The 19434-nt window shown below is 67.7% G+C and carries 19 protein-coding genes; 10 read left to right on the top strand and 9 right to left on the bottom strand.

The window, feature by feature from the left end; genetic code table 11:
- The first annotated feature begins 58 nt into the window (after positions 1–58).
- Positions 59–625: a DUF3016 domain-containing protein gene (locus HDC96_RS17785; RefSeq protein ID WP_179461109.1), complete on the top strand. Its 567-nt coding sequence runs from the start codon at positions 59–61 to the stop codon at positions 623–625.
- 8 nt (positions 626–633) lie between these two features.
- Here HDC96_RS17785 and alr read toward each other — a convergent pair whose 3' ends face one another.
- Positions 634–1707, bottom strand: a complete 1074-nt coding sequence (gene alr / locus HDC96_RS17780) for an alanine racemase (protein WP_179461108.1) — start codon at positions 1705–1707, stop codon at positions 634–636.
- The gene (locus HDC96_RS17775; RefSeq protein ID WP_179461107.1) at positions 1686–2996 is read right to left on the bottom strand and encodes a D-amino acid dehydrogenase; all 1311 of its coding nucleotides are present in this window, start codon (positions 2994–2996) and stop codon (positions 1686–1688) included. Before HDC96_RS17775 ends, alr begins: the two co-directional genes overlap by 22 nt.
- A 149-nt stretch (positions 2997–3145) precedes the next feature.
- On the opposite strand from HDC96_RS17775, the gene HDC96_RS17770 reads away from it, so the two are divergent.
- Entirely contained in the window at positions 3146–3625 is a 480-nt protein-coding gene (locus HDC96_RS17770; RefSeq protein ID WP_019185754.1) for an Lrp/AsnC ligand binding domain-containing protein, read from the top strand.
- A gap of 70 nt (positions 3626–3695) precedes the next feature.
- Here the strand turns inward: HDC96_RS17770 and HDC96_RS17765 are convergent, their stop codons facing one another.
- Positions 3696–3866 (bottom strand): lana protein, encoded by a 171-nt coding sequence (locus HDC96_RS17765; protein WP_179461106.1) that lies wholly within the window; start codon positions 3864–3866, stop codon positions 3696–3698.
- Positions 3867–4040: 174 nt separating this feature from the next.
- Positions 4041–4463, bottom strand: a complete 423-nt coding sequence (locus HDC96_RS17760) for a classical arabinogalactan protein 4 (protein WP_179461105.1) — start codon at positions 4461–4463, stop codon at positions 4041–4043.
- Between the two features lie 127 nt (positions 4464–4590).
- On the opposite strand from HDC96_RS17760, the gene msrB reads away from it, so the two are divergent.
- From msrB to HDC96_RS17735, 5 genes are all read left to right on the top strand, one after another.
- On the top strand, positions 4591–5058 hold the full coding sequence (msrB, locus tag HDC96_RS17755) for a peptide-methionine (R)-S-oxide reductase MsrB (RefSeq protein ID WP_176990638.1): 468 nt from the start codon (positions 4591–4593) through the stop codon (positions 5056–5058).
- Positions 5059–5206: 148 nt separating this feature from the next.
- Positions 5207–6061, top strand: a complete 855-nt coding sequence (motA, locus tag HDC96_RS17750; protein WP_176990637.1) for a flagellar motor stator protein MotA — start codon at positions 5207–5209, stop codon at positions 6059–6061.
- Positions 6062–6070: 9 nt separating this feature from the next.
- Positions 6071–7015: a flagellar motor protein MotB gene (gene motB, locus HDC96_RS17745; protein WP_179461104.1), complete on the top strand. Its 945-nt coding sequence runs from the start codon at positions 6071–6073 to the stop codon at positions 7013–7015.
- Positions 7016–7162: 147 nt separating this feature from the next.
- A complete protein-coding gene (locus HDC96_RS17740; protein ID WP_179461103.1) occupies positions 7163–7660 on the top strand; it encodes a hypothetical protein in 498 nt (165 codons plus the stop codon).
- A gap of 14 nt (positions 7661–7674) precedes the next feature.
- The gene (locus HDC96_RS17735) at positions 7675–7947 is read left to right on the top strand and encodes a DUF4031 domain-containing protein (RefSeq protein WP_179461102.1); all 273 of its coding nucleotides are present in this window, start codon (positions 7675–7677) and stop codon (positions 7945–7947) included.
- Between the two features lie 81 nt (positions 7948–8028).
- Here HDC96_RS17735 and HDC96_RS17730 read toward each other — a convergent pair whose 3' ends face one another.
- Entirely contained in the window at positions 8029–8571 is a 543-nt protein-coding gene (locus HDC96_RS17730) for a hypothetical protein (RefSeq protein WP_179461101.1), read from the bottom strand.
- A 136-nt stretch (positions 8572–8707) separates the two neighbouring features.
- On the opposite strand from HDC96_RS17730, the gene HDC96_RS17725 reads away from it, so the two are divergent.
- A complete protein-coding gene (locus tag HDC96_RS17725) occupies positions 8708–8959 on the top strand; it encodes a DUF3297 family protein (protein WP_088432755.1) in 252 nt (83 codons plus the stop codon).
- 118 nt (positions 8960–9077) lie between these two features.
- Here HDC96_RS17725 and HDC96_RS17720 read toward each other — a convergent pair whose 3' ends face one another.
- Both HDC96_RS17720 and HDC96_RS17715 read right to left on the bottom strand, forming a co-directional pair.
- Entirely contained in the window at positions 9078–10721 is a 1644-nt protein-coding gene (locus HDC96_RS17720; protein WP_179461100.1) for a Na+/H+ antiporter, read from the bottom strand.
- Between the two features lie 108 nt (positions 10722–10829).
- Complete coding sequence (locus HDC96_RS17715) at positions 10830–11642, bottom strand: class III extradiol ring-cleavage dioxygenase (protein ID WP_179461099.1); 813 nt, start codon at positions 11640–11642, stop codon at positions 10830–10832.
- A gap of 115 nt (positions 11643–11757) precedes the next feature.
- On the opposite strand from HDC96_RS17715, the gene HDC96_RS17710 reads away from it, so the two are divergent.
- Positions 11758–12639 (top strand): LysR family transcriptional regulator, encoded by an 882-nt coding sequence (locus tag HDC96_RS17710; RefSeq protein ID WP_179461098.1) that lies wholly within the window; start codon positions 11758–11760, stop codon positions 12637–12639.
- 33 nt (positions 12640–12672) lie between these two features.
- On the opposite strand, the gene HDC96_RS17705 is transcribed toward HDC96_RS17710, so the two are convergent.
- Positions 12673–15621 (bottom strand): EAL domain-containing protein, encoded by a 2949-nt coding sequence (locus HDC96_RS17705; protein WP_179461097.1) that lies wholly within the window; start codon positions 15619–15621, stop codon positions 12673–12675.
- Between the two features lie 305 nt (positions 15622–15926).
- Here HDC96_RS17705 and HDC96_RS17700 point away from each other — a divergent pair, with 305 nt between their 5' ends.
- Positions 15927–18047, top strand: a complete 2121-nt coding sequence (locus tag HDC96_RS17700) for a M13 family metallopeptidase (protein ID WP_179461096.1) — start codon at positions 15927–15929, stop codon at positions 18045–18047.
- Positions 18048–18256: 209 nt separating this feature from the next.
- On the opposite strand, the gene HDC96_RS17695 is transcribed toward HDC96_RS17700, so the two are convergent.
- Positions 18257–19174: an oxygenase MpaB family protein gene (locus tag HDC96_RS17695; RefSeq protein ID WP_179461095.1), complete on the bottom strand. Its 918-nt coding sequence runs from the start codon at positions 19172–19174 to the stop codon at positions 18257–18259.
- Between the last annotated feature and the right edge of the window lie 260 nt (positions 19175–19434).

Raw genomic sequence — 19434 nt, 5'->3', positions numbered from 1 at the left:
CGGATCGGGATCACACTGGGCACCTGATCCCACTTGTGATCGCGACCCAGGAGTTGTCATGAACCGCACATCCCTGATCGCCGGCGCGCTGGCTGGCCTGCTGCTCATCGGCAGTGCCTCCGCCGCCCCGCGTACCGTGACCGACCCGCAGGCCCCGCGCGCGCTCCAGGCCGATGGCCCGGTCCAGGTGACCTGGACCGACCCGGCGCAGTTCACCGAGATCCGCCAGAGCAACAACCGCTTCGAAGCCGAACGCGGCGACTGGGTGCAGCAGCTGGCCAAGTACGTCCAGACCACCGCCGGCAAGGAGCTGCAGCCTGGCCAGACGCTGGACGTGACGTTTACCGACATCAAACGCGCCGGCGATTACGAGCCGTGGCACGGCCCGCGCTCCAACGACATCCGGGTGATGCGCGACATCTATCCGCCGCGCGTGTCGCTGACCTACACCCTCAAGGATGCGCAGGGCCAGGTGATCGCAGAAGGGGAGCGCAAGCTGCAGGACACCGGCTACCTGCACAACATCGGCCGGCAGAGCGACACCGATCCGCTGCGTTACGAGAAGCGCCTGCTGGATGACTGGATCCGGCGTGACCTGCGCAACCAGGCCACCGCCCGTTCCTGAGCCCTCCCTCAGCCGCCCACGTACTCGCGCACGACCCGCTTCACGCCGCACGGCAGCTGGTAGGCACTGACGCCGCACAGCGGTGCCAGCGCCTCGATGCGCGGGGCATCGCCCCACAGCGTCACCGTACTGCCGATACCGGCCTGCGGCAGGTGGGTGAGGTCGACGGTGAGCATGTCCATCGAGACCCGACCGATCACGATGCCAGGCTGGTCATCGATACGCACGGGCGTGCCGTTCGGCGCGAACTGCGGGTAACCATCGGCATAACCCAGGGCGACCACGCCGACCCGGGTCGGCCGCTGCGCGACGAACCGCGCGCCGTAGCCGACCGGCTCGCCCACACCGATATCGCGCACCGCGAAAATTCTCGAGCGCATGGTCATGACCGGGCGCAGGCGCTGTGTCAACGCGGTATGCGCGGGCATGGGGTTGATCCCGTACAGCATCAGGCCCGGACGCACCCAGTCGCTGCGCACGTCCGGCCAGCCCAGCAGCGCCGGCGAGTTGCACAGGCTGGTCTGCCCGGCCAGACCCTCGATGGCGGCGGCAAACACATCGGCCTGCTCGCGGGTGCGCGGGCTGTCCAGTTCGTCGGCACGGGCCATGTGGGTCATCAGCACCATCGGCCCGACATGCGCCAGCGCGCTGAGCGTGGCATGCGCGGCGCGGAACTCGTCCGGCCACAGGCCCAGGCGGTGCATGCCGCTGTCCAGCTTCAACCACACGGTGAGCGTGGCAGTGGTCTGGAAGGCGGCGACCGCCTCGACCTGCCACGGCGCGCCGACCGCGAACCACAGATCGTGTTCGACGATCAACGGCAGTTCGTCGGCATCGAAGAAGCCTTCCAGCAGCAGGATCGGGCCGGTGATGCCGGCCTGGCGCAGTTCCAGCGCTTCTTCGATGCAGGCCACGCCGAACGCATCGGCCTCGGCCTGCAGCGCGCGCGCGCAACGCACCGCACCGTGCCCGTAGGCATCGGCCTTGATCACGGCAACGGCCTTGCCGCCGCCCAGTTCGCGTGCCAGCCGGTAATTGCCGCGCAGCGCCTCCAGATCAATCAACGCACGGGCTGGGCGCATGAACTCGACTCACGGTGACGAACGGACGCGGCGTGGTGGGTGTAACGGAAGATATCCAGGCCTTCGGTGCTGATCTGCGGCTGGCGGGCATCCATCAGGTCGGCCAGGTAGCGGCCGGAGCCGCACGCCATGGTCCAGCCCAGGGTGCCGTGGCCGGTATTGAGGAACAGGTTGCGATACGGCGTGGCGCCGACCACCGGCGTGCCATCCGGCGTGGCCGGGCGCAGGCCGGTCCAGAACTCGGCGCGCGACAGATCGCCGCCGTGCGGGTACAGATCGCGCACGACCTTCTCCAGCGTGGCACGGCGGCGCGGCGAGAGGGACAGGTCGAACCCGCCCACTTCGGCCATGCCCCCCACGCGGATGCGGTCGTCGAAGCGGGTCACGGCCACCTTGTAGCTTTCGTCCAGGATGGTCGAGGTCGGGGCCATCGCCGGGTCGGTGATCGGCAGCGTCAGCGAATAGCCCTTCAACGGGTACACCGGCAGCTGCATGCCCAGCGGCGCGACCAGCGACGGCGAATAGCTGCCCAGCGCGACCACGTAGTGATCGGCGGTTTCCAGCTTGCCGTCGATGCGCACACCGGTGATGCGGTCGCCGTCGCTCTGCAGGCCGGCGATGTCCTGGTCGAAGCGGAATTCGACCCCGGCATCGACACACATCTGCGCCAGGCGGCGGGTGAACAGCTGGCAGTCGCCGGTCTGGTCGCGCGGCAGGCGCAGCGCGCCGACCAGCGTGTCGGCCACGCCGGCCAGCGCCGGTTCGTGGGCGATGATGCCGTCGCGGTCGAGCACCTGATAGGGCACGCCGTACTGCGCCAGCACCTCGATGTCCTGCGCGGAGGCATCCAGCTGCTGCTGGGTACGGAACAGCTGGGTGGTGCCCAGGTCGCGGCCCTCGAACTCGATGCCGGTTTCGCGGCGCAGTTCGTTGAGGCAGTCGCGGCTGTACTCGGACATGCGCACCATGCGCGCCTTGTTGATCGCGTAACGCTCGTGCGTGCAGTTGCGCAGCATCTGCGCCAGCCAGCGGTACTGGTGCCAGTCCAGGCCGGGGCGGATCGCCAGCGGCGCGTGTTCGGAGAACAGCCATTTGACCGCCTTGAGCGGCACGCCCGGGGCGGCCCACGGCGAGGTATAGCCGAACGACAGTTGGCCTGCGTTGGCGAAACTGGTTTCCAGCGCCGGACCGGGCTGGCGGTCGACGACCGTGACTTCAAACCCGGCCTGCCGCAGGTACCAGGCACTGGTCGTGCCGATCACACCGCTGCCAAGGACTAGAACGCGCATGACACCTCTCCAACCCGATCATTCCCTGCGCAGGAGCACGCCGGGACCATAATTGAGGAAGTATAGTCAGCCGCAACCAAGCAATTCGCCTGTTTTTAGAGCCGCAGGCAGGGTATTGTCCTGCCAACACCCTTGAGAGGCTGACGCCGATGGCCGCGCGTGCCCGCGAACTGGACAAGATCGACCGCAAGATCCTGCGCATCCTGCAGGACGAGGGCCGCATTTCCTTCACCGAGCTGGGCGAGCGCGTCGGCCTGTCGACCACGCCCTGCACCGAACGTGTCCGCCGACTCGAGCGCGATGGCGCGATCACCGGTTACTACGCCAAGCTCGATCCGCACTACCTCAAGGCCAGCCTGCTGGTGTTCGTGGAGATCAGCCTGGCCTACAAGTCCGGCGACATCTTCGAAGAGTTCCGACGGGCGGCGTTGAAGCTGCCCAACGTGCTGGAATGCCATCTGGTCTCGGGGGATTTCGATTACCTGCTCAAGGCGCGGATCAGCGAGATGGCGTCGTACCGCAAGCTGCTCGGCAGCACGCTGCTGACCCTGCCGCACGTACGTGAATCCAAGAGCTACATCGTCATGGAAGAGGTCAAGGAAACCCTGACCCTGCCGATCCCGGATTGAGCGCGGGCCGGTTTAAAGCAGAAAGGCGGCGCGCAGGTGCGCACCGCCTTCGTTCATTGCGTCAAGCGCATCAGCGCTGCTGTTTCTGGTCCGGATGCTTCTGGTCCTGCTGCTTGCCGCCCTTCTGATTCTGCTGGTCCCACTGCTGCTGGTCCTGCTGGCCGGGCTTCTGGTTCTGCTGCTGACTGCCCTGCTGCTCCTGCGGCGTCTTGCCGGGACTGCGGTTCTGCTGGTTAGTCATGATTGCACTCTTCTCGAAAAACCTCGGGGATGCGCTGCGTTTGCGGCGCGGGGACAGGGTCTCGCCGATCGGGTTAATCACAAGCGAAAAATCGGTGAGGCCGCCCGTTGACGCGGATGACTGCGGGCACCGCGATGTAAACCATTCATCCTGCTCCCAGGCCACGGCCGTCGCTTACGGCTTGATCTGTTGTCCGTCGCCGCTGCGGATGGAATCGTAGTAACGGCCGGTGCGGGTATCGAGTACCCGGTTGGGGCTGACCTGCCGGGCCCCGGGAATGATCCGGCCATGGCGGTCGTAGACCTTGCCCTGTGCTGCGGGCCCCTGCATCGGCGCGGGCTGCGACGGCCCTTTGCTCTGGATCGGATGCGTACGCAGCTGCTGCTGGGTCTGCGCGGACGACTTCACCGGCGCCATCTGCCCGGACAGGCTGTCGACCGGCGCCGGCTGGACGGGAGTGGGCAGCGGCGTGGGCGTCGGCTGCGGCGCGACCACCGGCCGCGTCGCCGTGGGCTTGGGCGGCGGGCCGATCTGCGCGGCCGCGGTCAACGGCAGCAGAACCAGCAGGGCAGCGGCGAGGCGGCGTGGGCGGTACATGGCGGTCTCCCGGCGGCGGTTCAGGCCTTCACCATGCACCTGCACGGGTATCAGCACCATGAACGCCCTGGCTTGTACCTCCAGAGGCAACAGCTCAATCTACGTACCACATCAATAGGGAATGTTTATGACAGCTTTCGACCTTTCCCCGCCCACCGACGCCCAGCGCCAGGCCCTGGTGGCCGGGCTCAGCGCCGATGAGCAGCGCGTGCTGCTGCACCATGGCACCGAGGCGCCGTTCTGCGGGGTGTTCCTGGACAACAAGCAGGACGGGGTCTACGGCTGCCGCTTGTGCGGCCTGCCGCTGTTCCGCTCCAGCACCAAGTTCGACTCCGGCACTGGCTGGCCGAGCTTCTTCGCGCCCTTCGACCCGGCCCATGTCCGTGAGATCCGCGACGCCAGCCATGGCATGGTCCGCACCGAAATCGTCTGCGCGCGGTGTGACAGCCATCTCGGCCATGTGTTCCCCGATGGCCCGCCGCCGACCCACGAGCGCCACTGTCTGAATTCGGTCTCGCTGTCGTTCACGCCCAACGGGCAGGCCTATCCGGATCCCCTGCAGCGCGGTGGTGCCGAAGCCGGCGCGGCGGCCTAGACACGACCGGTCGGTCCACACGCCTGGGGCCTGCCTGTGGCTTGGCCCGCACGTGCCAGCTCAAAAGTGTGACATTGGTCGAACGCCCCCCTTCAGAAATGGTGTGAAGGGGCCGACATGGAGGTATCCCCTTCCCCGCGTCGGCCCCATGCTCATCATCGTTGGACTTCTCGTCGTCATCCTCAGCGTGCTCGGCGGTTATGTGGGCGCGCACGGCAAACTCGGCGCGCTGTGGCAGCCCTATGAACTGGTGATCATCGGCGGCGCCGCGCTGGGCGCGTTCCTGGTCGGCACCCCGGTCAAAACCGTGAAGCAGACCCTGCAGGCCACCGTCGGCGTGTTCAAGGGCCCGCGCTACAAGCAGCAGGACTACATCGACGTCCTCAGCCTGCTCTACGAACTGCTCAACAAGGCCCGCCGCGAAGGCTTCATGGCGCTGGAAGACCATGTCGAGCGCCCGGCCGAGAGCAGCATCTTCGCCAACTACCCCAAGGTGCAGGCCGACCATCACCTGGTCGACTTCATCACCGACTGCCTGCGCCTGATGATCGGCAGCAACATCGAGCCGCATGAGCTGGAGCCGCTGCTGGAGATGGAGCTGGAGAAGCATCACGGCGAGGCGATGCAGCCGGCCGCGGTGCTCAACAAGGTCGCCGACGGCCTGCCGGGCTTCGGCATCGTCGCTGCGGTGCTCGGCATCGTGATCACCATGGGCTCGATCGGCGGCGAGATCACCGAAGTCGGCGCGCACGTCGCCGGCGCACTGGTCGGCACCTTCCTGGGCATCCTGCTGGCCTACGGCTTCGTCGGCCCGCTGGCCTCGGCCGTGGAAGCCCGCGCCGAACAGGACGCGCGCATCTACGAATCGGTGAAGACCGCCCTGCTGGCCTGCCTGCGCGGCTACAACCCGAAGATCGCCCTCGAATTCGCCCGCAAGACCCTGCCGTCCAACGTGCGCCCGGGCTTCAGCGCGTTCGAACAGCACCTCAAGACGGTCAAGTAAGGCAGCGCCATGGCCGAGAACAAACCCACCGTCATCGTCCGCCGGGTCAAGAAGGCCGGCCACGCCGCGCACCATGGCGGTGCCTGGAAGGTGGCCTATGCCGACTTCGTGACCGCGATGATGGCCTTCTTCCTGGTGCTGTGGCTGATGGCCGCCACCACCAAGCCCGAGCGCGCGGCGATCTCCGAATACTTCCGCAACCCCAGCCCGCTGGCCGGCAGCAGTTCCACCCCGGCCCCCGGCATGGCCGGCCCGGGCGGCGCCAGCACCTCGATGATCAAGCTGGGCGGCGCCACCGACATCTCGCGCGGCAACAGCAACGATCCCTTCCAGAGCCAGCAGGCTACCAAGCCGGTGCCGCAGACCGATCGCGAGCGGGAAAAGCAACAGCTCGAAGCGCTCAAGCAGGAGCTGGAAGAAGCGATCAGCAAGAGCCAAGCGCTGGAGCCATTCAAGGATCAGCTGCTGCTCGATCTCACCCCGGAAGGGCTGCGCATCCAGATCGTGGACAAGCAGAACCGCCCGATGTTCGACATGGGCAGCGCCACGCTCAAGCCCTACACGCGCGAGATCCTGCGCGAGCTGTCGCAGTTCATCAACCACGTGCCGAACCGGATCAGCATCACCGGACACACCGACACGACCGCGTACAACGCCGTGCATGGCTACAGCAACTGGGAGCTCAGCGCCGACCGCGCCAACGCCGCCCGGCGTGCGCTGCTTGATGGCGGGATGACCGAAGAAAAGGTGACCCGCGTGGTCGGCCTGTCCTCCTCGGTGCTGTTCGACAAGACCCAGCCGGACAACCCGATCAACCGCCGGATCAGCATCGTGGTGATGACCAAGGCGGCCGAGGCCGCGGCGCTGGCCGGTGCCGGCCAGGAAGTGGCGCTGTCTCCGACGGCGGCCGACGCGGATATCCAGGCGGCGCTGGCGCCGACTGTCGCGCCGTAAGGGGCGCGGCGGCGGGGCTGCAGGAGAATTCGGGGAATCCGTGGAGCCGGCCAGCGGCCGGTGCTGGTGGACCCCTCAAGGAATGCGTGGAGCCGGCCAGCGGCCGGCACTACAATGGGTCTTTCCTTTTGTAGATAGACCGTTCTCATGTCCAAGCAGTCCAAGGCCAAGCGCGACAAGCGCAAGAAGCAGCAGCCCAAGCGTCCGATCAACCGCCTCAACGCCCAGCAGCCGGTGCAGAACCATGCCGTGCTGACCAACGAAGAAGGCCAGGTCGTCGCCGCGATCGGCCTGCAGGGCACCGAGTGGCTGCTGGCCATCGGCGGTCAGACCATGGGCAACGCCGACAACCCGGTGCCGATGCTGGCCATGCTCAAGCACCTGTCCAACGTCCAGGAGAAGGAAGGCCGCAAGGTCAACCTGGAGTACTCGACCCAGCTGCAGCAGCTGATCGACGACCTGGCCGCCGACGAAGGCAAGACCGCCGACGAGTACCTGTCGCAGCTGGTTTCCGAGTTCGAAGGCGTGGAAGGTGACGACGAAGCCGACGCCGAAGAGGCCGCGATCGTGGCCGACGATGCCGCCGCTGCCCCGGCCGATGCCGAGCCGGCCCCGGCCGCCGGCGACGACAAGCCGCAGGCCTGAGCCACGGCGATCCGGTGACGGTCTATATCGACGATGCGGTACACCCCTGGCGCGGCGAGCGCTGGGCGCATCTGATGGCCGACACCCTGCCCGAGCTGCACGCCATGGCGGCGCAGCTCGGGATTCCGCGGCAGGCGTTCCAGAACCGCCGCAGCGGCGCGCACTACGACGTGCCCGCCCCGCTGCGCCTGCAGGCGATCGCCCTGGGCGCACAGGCCATCTCACGGCATACGGACCGCGCGCTGGTCAAAGCGGTCATCGCCAATGCGAGAAGCCAATACGGGTAGGTGCCTCCCGTTGGTCGGCACACGCATGAACCCATGCATCGCCCGGTAGATACCGACCGTTGGTCGGTATACGAAAACCCATCAGAACGGATCGCTGCCCGGCCGCACTTCCACGCCCAGCAGCGAACACAGCGCCAGCATCGCGTCGTCATCGCGGTTGAGGGCCATCCAGCCGGCCAGGGTGTCATTGCCGGTATCCACGCTCCACAGCGCGTAGTTGTGCTCGCGCAGGCGGTCGTGGGCGGTGGCCATCAGCATCGGCGCGTCCACCCCGGCGGCGAAATCCTCATCGTCCAGGTCGCCGCCCCAGTCGATCTGCAGGTTCCAGCGCGCGGACAGCTCGTTCACGGCCGACATCAGCGCATCGGCATCGCTGCGCTCGACCTCGAAGCCGGACTGCCAGGCGATCGCGGCCATCATCGGCGGCAGCCAGTCGGCGTCTTCATCGATGCCTTCCCCGCTTTCCAGCAGTGCTTCGCGCCAGCGGTTGAACTGCTGCAGGGCCAGTTCTTCATCGCCCGGGTTGATCAGCACGAACAGGTTCCAGATCCGCGCCTCGAAATCGTCCTCGTCGAAATCGCGTTCCTCTTCTTCGAAGTCGAAATAATCGCTGTTGTCGGGCATGGCCGGTATTCCTGGAGACAGGGGCGCATTCTGCCGTGCAAGGGCGTTGGCAGGAAGCGAAATTCGGCGCGGGGCCCGCTGCGGTTTATCCTGTACGCCAGAAGACGGCCTTGGTGGTCGTCAGCATCCTGTGACCATGAGCGATACCCCTCCCGATCACCTGGCGATCAACCCGGCCAGCCCCTTCCACGATGCCGCTGCGCTTGAGCGCGGCGTGGGCATCCGCTTCAACGATGTCGAGCGCGACAACGTCGAGGAATATTCGGTCAGCGAAGGCTGGATCCGCGTGCAGGCCGGCAAGGCCCGCGACCGCCGCGGCAACCCGATGACGATCAAGATCAAGGGCACCGTGGTGGCCTACTTCCTGGATCAGAAGCCGGACGCCTGATCCCACGTGTGCCGGGGTAGAGCCACCCCATGGGTGGCTGCCCTTCGTCCCGGGCGCGGGAATCCCGCCGGGTCCGCGCAGCCCCCATGGGGTGGCTACCCGTGGCACGGTGCGGCCATCAATCCCGTTGCCGCGTTTCCAGCAGGTCCAGGTTGCGGATCAGCCGGCGCGAGATCTCATCGGAGATTTTCCCGCGCCGGGTCAGCCGGAACAGCTCTTCGCGCTCGGCGGTGAGCCCGGCGGTGCGCAGCTGGCGATAGCCCTGCTCCATCCGCTTCACCTTTTCCGGATCGGCATCCGGCCCGGCGTCCTTCTCCAGATTGCGCTGGTACAGCAGGCTCACCCGTGAGGCGGCGTCGTTGTAGAGCTGCACGTTCTCGGTGGTCTGGTTCTGCACCAGCTGCTGGCGCGTACGCTCCACCCCGGCCAGCGCGGCCTTGGCGGCGAGCTTGCGGGCCAGGTCTTCTTCCTTGCGCTCGCCCGAATCGGCCGGCAGTTCCAGCCCCTTGAGCAGGCGCGGCAGCGCGATGCTGGCCCCGACCAGCGAGATCAGGATCACCGCCGCGGCGAGGAAGATCACCAGGTCGCGCGCCGGGAACGCACTGCCATCGGGCAGGAACAGCGGCAGGGTCAGCACGCCGGCCAGGGTGATCGCACCGCGCACGCCGGCCAGCGAGGTCGCCACCACGATCCGCCACGACGTGCCCGGGCGTGCTTCACCCCGGTGCCGCGCGCGCAGCAGGCTCCAGCGCAGCGACAGCCACACCCAGGCCAGGCGCAGCAGCACCAGCGCGAGGTTGATCACCACCACGTAGACCAGCAGCCACCACGCACTGTGGTGCCCGCTCTCGCTGACCGTCGTGATCGCGCGCTCGACGATGCCCGGCAGCTGCTCGCCCAGCAGCACGAACATGATGCCGTTGAAGCTGAACTGCAGCATGTTCCACACGGCCGTGCGCTGCACGCGCATGCTGCCCGAGACACGGCCGCTCAGTTCCACGTAGCTCATCGTGATGCCTGCGGCGACCGCCGAGAGGATGCCCGAGGCATTGAACTCTTCGGCCAGCAGGTAGGCGGCGAACGGGATCAGCAGATTCACCAGCAGCGCCGCACCGGGCTCCTCGCCGAAGCGCCGCCACAGCCAGCGCTGGAAGGTCGACACGCCCAGCGTCACCGCTACACCGATCGCCAGCCCGGCGACCGCCACCCACAGGAAGGTCAACGAGGCCGTCGCCAGCGAGAAGGTACCGGTCATTACCGCCGCCACCGCGAAGCGGAAGCACACCAGGCCGGAGGCATCGTTGAGCAGCGACTCGCCTTCCAGGATGTGCATCAGCCGCTTGGGGATCGGCGCGCGCGAGGCGATCGAACTGACCGCGACCGGATCGGTCGGCGAGATGATCGCCGCCAGCGCGAAGGCCACGGCCAGCGGCATCACCGGGATCATCCAGTGGATCAGGAAGCCGGCCCCGATCACGGTGAACACCACCAGCCCGAACGCCAGTTCCAGGATCACGCCTTTATCGCGGAACAGGCCCTGCTTGGGGATCCGCCAGCCATCCAGGAACAGCAGCGGCGGCAGTAACAGCAGGAAGAACATCTCCGGCTCCAGCGCGTGGCCGCGGTTGAACACCCCGGCAATGACCGCGCCCAGCCCGATCTGCACCAGCGGCAGTGGCAGGGACAACGGCAGGACGCGGACCAGGTAGCCGCTGACGACCACCGCCACCAGCATCGCCAGGACGACTTCAATGGTATGCATGCATTTTCCAGTAAGCAGCGCGGGGGAGGCTGCGGGCAGCCGGCGCCGGAAACAGGAAAAAACGTACCACACGCGCGCCGCCACGCGGACGCGCGGGGCGTGCCAGGCTCAGTCGGCGGACAGCCGCTGCGCGCCGGCGCCGTCGAAGCGATAGAGGTCCATCGCCAGGAAGCCGGCATCGATGCCGGCATCGATACGCTGTGCGCCGAGCGCATCGCCTCCGGCCGCGCCCATCGCGAAATGCAGCGGCTGCAGATGCTCGTCGCTGGGGTGTGCCTGCACGGCGTGCGGGGCCTGACGGCGGTAGTCGAGGAGTGCGGCACTGTCATCGGCCTGCAGGCGCTGCTCCACCCACTCGATGAAGGGCCGCACATACGGCGCTTCCTTGCCGTCCTGATAGCTGCCCCAGTCGTGCAGGTTGTGGGTGATGCTGCCCGAGCCGATCAACAGCACACCCTGCTCGCGCAGCGGTGCCAGCGCGCGGCCCAGCGCGAACTGATGGGCCGGCCCAAGCAGTGGCTGGATCGCCAGCGGCACGACCGGGATCTCCGCCTGCGGGTACAGGAAGCGCAGCGGCACCCAGCCACCGTGGTCGAGGCCGCGCTGCGGATCGATCGCCGTCGGCAGGCCGGCCGCGGTCAGCCGCTGCGCGATCTCCTGGGCCAGTGCGGGGTCGCCCGGCGCCGGGTACTGCAGATCGAACAGCGCCTGCGGAAAACCGCCGAAATCGTGGATCGTGGGCGGCTGGGCATGCCCACCCACCACCGGCTGGTGGGTCAGCCAGTGCGCCGAGGCCATCACGATCGCGCGCGGGCGCGGCAGGCGCGCCGCCAGTGCGGCCAGGCGCTCGCCGACCAGGCCGGGATTCAGCGCGGTCATCGGCGAACCGTGGGAGATGTAGAGGGAGGGCAAGCGGGACATCACGGACTCCAATAGCGGCACGCCCACCGGGGCGGTGCCTGGATCTCAGACTATTGCGTACGGATCGGCCAATAAATACGATGCATCGACGCTGTTTATTCCGGAAAAAGAAACAATGGACACCCTGGACGCCATGCGTGTGTTTGTCGCCGTGGTCGAGCGCAACGGCTTCAGTGCCGCCGCGCAGGCCCTGGACCTGTCCACGGCGGGGGTCACCCGGCAGATCGCCGCGCTGGAAAAGCGCCTGTCGACCCGCCTGCTCAACCGGACGACCCGCCGCGTGAGCCCCACCAGCACGGGCGCGGCCTATTACGCCGAGTGCGTGCGTCTGCTGGCCGAGTTCGATGCGCTGGAGGCCGGCATCAGCGCGCAGGCCCTGGAGCCCTCCGGGCGGCTGCGGATCAACGCGCCGGTCAGCTATGGCATCGCCCGCCTCGGCCCACTGCTGGCCGGCTATCGGGGGCGCTACCCGCAGGTGGAACTGGACCTGTCGTTGTCCGACCGTCTGGTGGACATGGTCGAGGAAGGGTACGACGTGGCGATCCGCATCACCCGCCAGCCCGGCCCGACCCTGATCGCGCGCAAGCTCGCCGACGTGCAGATCAACCTGTGCGCGGCGCCGTCGTATCTGGATGCGCATGGACGCCCGCAGCGGCCTGAAGACCTGTCCGCACACGAATGCCTGAGCTACAGCTACTCGGCCGGTGGCGATGCGTGGCAGCTGCACGGCCCGCGTGGCGAGGTCTCCGTGCCTGTGCACGGCAGCATCCGCGCCAACAATGGTGATGTGCTGCGCGAGGCCGCGATTGCCGGGATGGGCATCATCGTGCAGCCGGACTTCCTGGTCGCCGAGGCCATCGCCGACGGCCGGTTGGAACGCGTGCTGCCCGCGTGGGAGGTGCAGGGCATCGGCATCCATGCGGTGTATACCAGCCGCAGCCATCTGGCGCCCAAGGTCCGCAGCTTCATCGATTACCTGGTCGAAGCGCTGGGGTGATGACCCGTGGCAGCAGCCCGGGGGCGCCCGGTACTACGCCTCCACCGCGTCCAGCTGCGCGATCACCTTGGCCAGCGGCATCGGCCTGCCGAGCAGATAGCCCTGCACCTGGTCGCAGCCGTGCGCGGCCAACCACTGATGCTGGCCCGGGGTCTCCACGCCTTCGGCAATGATGGTCAGGCCCATGCTGTGGCCCAGCGACAGCAGCGCGCGACAGATCGAGGCATTGCGCGGATTGGTTTCCACGTCCGCCACGAAGCTGCGGTCGATCTTCAGGATGTCCAGCGGCAGGTGCTGCAGATAGGACATGTTCGAGTAGCCGGTGCCGAAATCATCCAGCGAAATGCAGATGCCCTGTTCGTGCAGGCGCTGCATGGTCTGCTTGGCCTGGCCCGGCTTGCGCATCAGGCTGCTCTCGGTCAGCTCGACCTGCAGTGCACCGCGGGCCAGCCCGAATTCCTGGCTGGCACGGGTGAACTCGGCGACCAGGTCACTGTTGAAGAACTGCACCGCCGAGACGTTCACCGCGATCGGCAGGTCCCAGCCGGCATCGACCAGCTGCCGCTGTGCCTGTGCCGCGGCGCGGATCACCCAGCGGCCGAGCGCCAGGATCAGGCCGGTGTCTTCGCACAGCTGGATGAACTCGCCCGGCGGAATGAAGCTGCCGTCCGCCTGCGGCCAGCGCAGCAGGGCTTCCAGCGCGGCCGGGCTGCTGTCGCTGGCGTGGCAGATCGGCTGGTAGTACAGCTCGAACTCGGTATCGATCGCACTGTGGATGCGCCCGGCCAGGCGCAGCCGTTCGGCAAGTCGCGAACTCACGGTGGTGTCGTACCACGCGATGACATTGCCTTCGTCGCGCGCCGCATGCGCGGCCTGCGCGGCCATGCCGATGACCTGCTCGGCCGTGCTGGCATCGCCGTCGAACTTCACGGCGACGCCGATGCGCGGCTCGAACTGGTGCAGCCAGTCCTGCCCGCGCACCGGTTCGGACACGGTCTGCACCAGCGTGTCCAGCGCGGTCTGGCGCTGATGGTCGTCGCGGATGGCGAAGATGAAATCCTCGGCCGGCTGGAACGCCAGCAGGCCGTACCGCACGCCGAGCCCGCCCAGACGCTTGGCCATCGCCTGCAGCACCACGTCGCCGACTTCGCGGCCCAGCGTGTCCGACACCAGCTGCAAGCCGCGGAACTGCACGTACGCGATCGTGTATGCCCCGCCCTCCTCGTCCAGCTGCGCGGCCAGCGCGCGCGTATTGAGCAGGCCGGTCGCCGGGTTATGGGTAGCGTGGTAGGCCAGGTCGCGCTCATAGGCCAGCCGCTCGCTGACGTCCTCGGCCAGCACCAGGCAGGCCTGGCGGCCATCGAAATCCAGCCGCGCCAGATGCGCACGCACCTCGAAGACGCTGCCGTCCTTGCGCTGGTGCAGGCGCACCTGCGCATCCTGCACATCGCCGATGCGGGCCTGCGCGATCGCCCCGCGGATTTCCTCCCAGCCTTCGCGCGGGCGGATGTCGAGGATGCTCATCGACAGGAATTCGTCGCGGCTGTAACCGTACTGGCGTACCGCCGCTTCGTTGACCTCGAGGAAGCGCAGCGTGTCCGGATCGAACACCCAGAACGGCGCCGGATTGCGATCGAACAGCAGGCGGAACTGGCGCTCGGCCTGCTGCACTCGGGCCAGCGCATCGACCCGCTCGCTGACATCGGTCAGCGCGCCGATCATGCGCCGCTCGCGGTCCACCACCGCCACCCGCTGGCCGCGCGCGGAGACCCATCGGATCGCCCCGCCCGGCAACACCAGCCGGAACATTTCATCGAGCACGCCGCTGCCGGCGAACGCGGCGTCGAAGGCCTGCTGCATGCGCGCGGTGTCATCGTGGTGCACCCGCGCGAAGAAATCGGCGAGCGGCAGGCTCTCGATATCGATGCCGAAGATCTCGCGGGCCAGCGGTGACCAGCGCAGCAGGCAGGCATCCTCGTCCACGTACCAGGTGCAAACCTTGCCGACCTGATGGGCCATATGCAGTTCCGCATGGCCGGTACGCAGCTCCTCGCTCAGGCTGTCCTGGTCGCGCGTGGCGCGGCGCAGGCTGACATACACCGCGCCAAACAGCGCCCAGTACAGCAGGTAGACCCCAACCGAGGCCTGCACATACGGCCACCAGGCCGCCAGCACATCGCGCCGGCCCAACCCGGCGTACACCGCCAGCGGGTACTGGGCCAGCGTGCTGAGGCTGGAGATGCGCTCAACGCCATCGACCGCACTGGTCTCGATCCCCAGCGGGGTCAAGGCATCGCGGCCCAGCATCTCGCGCCTGGCCAGGCCGAAGCGGCGTCCCACCACGCCCACCGGATCGGGGCTGCGCGCCAGCACATAGCCCTGCGGGTCGGTGATCGAAATCACCCCGGCCTCGCCGGTATCCATGCCGCCGATCACCGACTGCAGTTCCGACGTGCGCAGCCGTGCCAGCAGCCAGCGCTCTCCGCCCATTGGCAACGCCAGGGGCAGAATCCAGTGCGCGCTGTCCAGTGCCTGCGGCGGGCCAAGGAACAGCTGGCTGCCCTGGCCACGGTTGTCATCCACTGCCCAGAGCGGCAACTGCAGGTCGCCGCTGCCGCTGGTCAGGGCGCGCCCGTACTGATCGACCACGACGATGCTGTGCAGTTCGGCATGCCGCTGCAGGGTGCCTGCGATGCTCGCCTCGAGCAGGTCCGGGGCCTGCGCGGGCACGCGCTGGAACAGCAGCGCGCCGTCCCGGGAGATGCCCTGCATGGCCCGCTCCAGATTGCGCAGCTCCAGCCGCAGCAGGCGCTGGGCACCGGTCGCCAGCGCCGAGCTCTGGCGCTGCGCCGCTTCCTGCCGGCGTTGGCCATCATTGACCAGCATCGCCACCAGCCCGGCGGCCAGCAGCACGCCCAGGCAGACCCCGAGCCACACGAACGTCCGCAGCGGCCGCGCCAGGGCACGGTTCAACGCAGGCATCGCAACCCTTTTCCCGAACGACAGGCTGACTTCATCTGTACACGCTTCCTGGTTTCCCCAAACCTGAGCGGCCGCTGCCCGGGATTCTTGACGCCTTGATCGCCACGCGGGCGCCCAGCAGGCGCGCGCGGAATCCGTGCCGCTCCAGCATGCACCAGCGCGCGCGGCACGGGAAGCACCCCGGCGTGGTTCACCTCGGCGAATCCGGGGGACGGGCATATCCGGTACCCGATGCCGCCGCAGCCGGCATAACCGGGCGCCCCGGACGGGATTAGACTTGGACGTTTCCGTTGCTGAGAAGCCCCATGTCCAAGCTGCGTCGCCCCACCCTGATGCTCGCCATTGCCGCCAGCCTGTCGCTGAGCCTGGCCGCCTGCGACCGCGAGGCCACTGCACCGGCCGCCGCCGCGCCCGAGTCCGCCCCGGCCGAGCCGGCCGCGCCCACGCCGCAGCTGGGCAGCTTCGGCTTCGACGCCGCCGGCATGGACCGCAGCATCGCCGCCGGCGATGACTTCTTCGGCTTCGCCAACGGCACCTGGGTCAAGAACACCGAGATTCCGGCCGACCGCTCCAGCTACGGCAGCTTCAATGTCATTTCCGAAAAGACCCTGGCCGACACCCGCGCGATCCTCGAGGGCGCCGCAGCCGATACCAAGGCCGAGGGCGAGACCAAGCTGATCGGCGATTATTACGCCGCCTTCATGGACGAGACCGGCATCGAATCGCGTGGCACCGCCCCGATCAAGCCCGAGCTGGATGCCATCGCCGGCATCGGTGACAAGGCCGCGCTCGCCACCGCCCTGGGCGGCACCCTGCGCGCCGACGTCGACCTGCTCAACGCCACCAACTTCTACACCGATCGCCTGTTCGGCGTGTGGGTGTCGGTGGATCTGCTGCAGCCCGACCGCACCGCGCCGTACCTGGTGCAGGGCGGCCTGGGCCTGCCGGACCGCGACTTCTATCTGCAGGGCGGCCGCATGGCCGAGATCCGCAAGCAGTACCAGGCCTACATCGCGCAGGTGCTGCAGCTGGCCGGCGTCGCCGATCCGGCGGCCAAGGCGCAGCGCATCGTCGCGCTGGAGACCAAGATCGCCCAGGCGCACGCCACGCAGGAAGCCACCAACGACGTCGCCAAGGGCGCCAACGCCTGGAAGCAGGCCGACCTGAGCGCGAAGGCGCCGGGCATGGACTGGAGCGCCTTCCTGGCCTCGGCCGGCCTGGACGCCCAGCAGGACTTCATCGTGTGGCAGCCCAAGGCCGTGGCCGGCATTTCGCGCCTGGTCGCCACCGAGCCGCTGGAGGTCTGGAAGGACTACCTGGCCTTCCACGCACTGGACCGCGCCGCACCGTACCTGCCCAGGTCGTTCGCCGATGCGCGCTTCGCCTTCCACGGCACCACGCTCAACGGGACGCCGCAGCAGAGCGAGCGCTGGAAGCGTGCCGTCGATGACAGCAATCATGCGGTCGGCGAAGCGATCGGCAAGCTGTACGTCGAGCGTCATTTTGACCCGGCCACGAAGGCCCGCGCCGATGAGATGGCCAAGAACATCATCGCTGCGTTCGCCAAGCGCATCGATGCACTGGAGTGGATGTCGCCGCAGACCAAGGCGCGTGCCAAGGCCAAGGTCGATGGCCTGACCGTCGGCATGGGCTACCCGGACAAGTGGCGCGACTACACCGGCCTGGAGATCAAGCGCGATGACGCGCTGGGCAACGCCGAGCGGGCGGAGCTGTTCGAGTACCGCCGCAACATCGCCAAGTTGGGCAAGCCGGTCGACCACAGCGAGTGGGCGATGCTGCCGCAGACCATCAATGCGATGAACGTGCCGCTGGAGAACCGCCTGGTGTTCCCGGCCGCGATCCTGCAGCCGCCGTTCTTCGATGGTGCGGCCGATGATGCGGTGAACTACGGTGCGATCGGCGCGGTGATCGGCCATGAGATCAGCCACGGGTTCGACAATGCCGGTGCGCTGTTCGATGAGACGGGCAAGCTGCAGAACTGGTGGACGGCGGAGGACCTGAAGCAGTTCAACGCGGCCGGCGATGCGCTGGCGGCGCAGTTCAGCAGCTACAGTCCGTTCCCGGGGGTCTCGGTGAATGGTCGTCTGACGCTGGGCGAGAACATCGCCGATGTGGCGGGTCTGTCGACGGCCTACGATGCGTACCAGTTGTCGCTGCAGGGCAAGCCGGGACAGACGCTGGAGGGCTTCACGCCGGATCAGCGGTTCTTCCTGGGCTTCGCGCAGGCGTGGCGCAGCAAGGCGCGTGAGCAGGCGCTGCGTAATTCGCTGTTGACCAATGTGCATGCGCCGGGCCAGTTCCGTGCGTTGACGGTGCGCAACCTGGATGCGTGGTATCCGGCCTTCGAGGTGAAGGAAGGCCAGAAGCTGTATCTGGCGCCGGAGAAGCGGGTCAAGGTGTGGTGAGGTGGTTGATCGCACTTTGCTGAGATGAAAGAACGGGCGCTTCGGCGCCCGTTTTTTTGAAGCGGAGCAACGGCTGGGGTTTGCGTTTGCGCTGGTTTGGGCAGGCATGGGTGGGGTGTCGGGACCGTATGGACGTACTTGCAGCGGGTCCCGGAAGCCTGCACGTGTCCGAACCAACCATCAGACACCGGCACTCGCGATTCACCGCTTCAAGGCCAATCAGCAAGCACGCTGCCAGGAAGACCCATCCGCGTGCATGCCCGCGTCGCCAGGCCATCCTGCAGTGCACGCCGGAACAGTGGCGCCATGCCCTTCAGCATCACCGCAGACGCGCGCGACTGGGCACGCTGCATCGATGTGCGCCCCAGCATCGACGTTGCCCAGTCCGGCAACAGCGCCGCGCCGGCGCCGAGGAACAGCTCGCGTGACAGCCCGGCCATCGGCACCGGCAGGCGGATGCCCGACAGCACCGCCAATACTTCGCGCGAACGCGCGTCGAACACCAATGCCGATTGCTGGCGCGCGAAGTACGCGTCCACCTCCGCTTCCGAAGCGGGCACCTCAGTCGCCCCGAGCGCTTCGGCCACGCGCTTGTACTCGCGGTAATACTGATCGGCGATGGCGCCCGGGACGTCACGGCAATAGCGCCGGCAGCCCTGCAGGAAACCGTAGGCCTCGGTCACGTGCACCCAGGTCAGCAAGGCGGGATCGTCGGCGGAATACGCGCGCCCGTCGGCGGTCTGTCCGCGCACCTGCGCGTGGATGCGCGCCACTTTGCTGATCAGCGCCTCGACTTCCGCGGTCGGTGCGTACGTGGTGCCGGCGACGAACGCGGTGGTGCGGCGCAGGCGGCCAACGAGGTCATCGCGGAAGTTCGAATGGTCGTACACGCCGGCCAGGGCGAGCGGATGCAGGGTCTGCAGCATCAGCGCGCACAGGCCGCCGGCGAGCATGCCGGGAAACTCCGAATGCACGCGCCAGGTGATGCTGTCCGGGCCGAACCATCCGGGGTCGCCCAGCGGCTGGTCGTAATCGATTCCGCTCTGACCACGGGGAAAAGCACCCAATACCCAGCGGCGGATCGGGGCGGTGGCGGGACGGGCAAGCGAACGCAGCAGGGAGGACATCAACAGTACCGAGGGCGGAGCGGACCGGCGTTTTGCGCGGATGCGTCAATTCTGCGTGATACCGGCGGGGCTGGTGAGGACGCTGCCGCCAAGGGGCTGCGCATTGTGCACGTGCAGCATGAACACCCCCGCCCAACCCCTGTTTACCCGGTGATTTACGTGCCGCAATGCGCAAATCCGCTGCAGGTTTCCCCATTCAGGCAGGAATCACGCCGGATCTTTGCGCCTTGCCCATTGCCAAGCGCCGTGAAAGTGCTAGA

This window comes from Stenotrophomonas sp. JAI102, assembly GCF_013409105.1.
Classification (GTDB): domain Bacteria; phylum Pseudomonadota; class Gammaproteobacteria; order Xanthomonadales; family Xanthomonadaceae; genus Stenotrophomonas; species Stenotrophomonas maltophilia_AA.
This window is presented reverse-complemented; position numbering and strand designations above follow the sequence as displayed.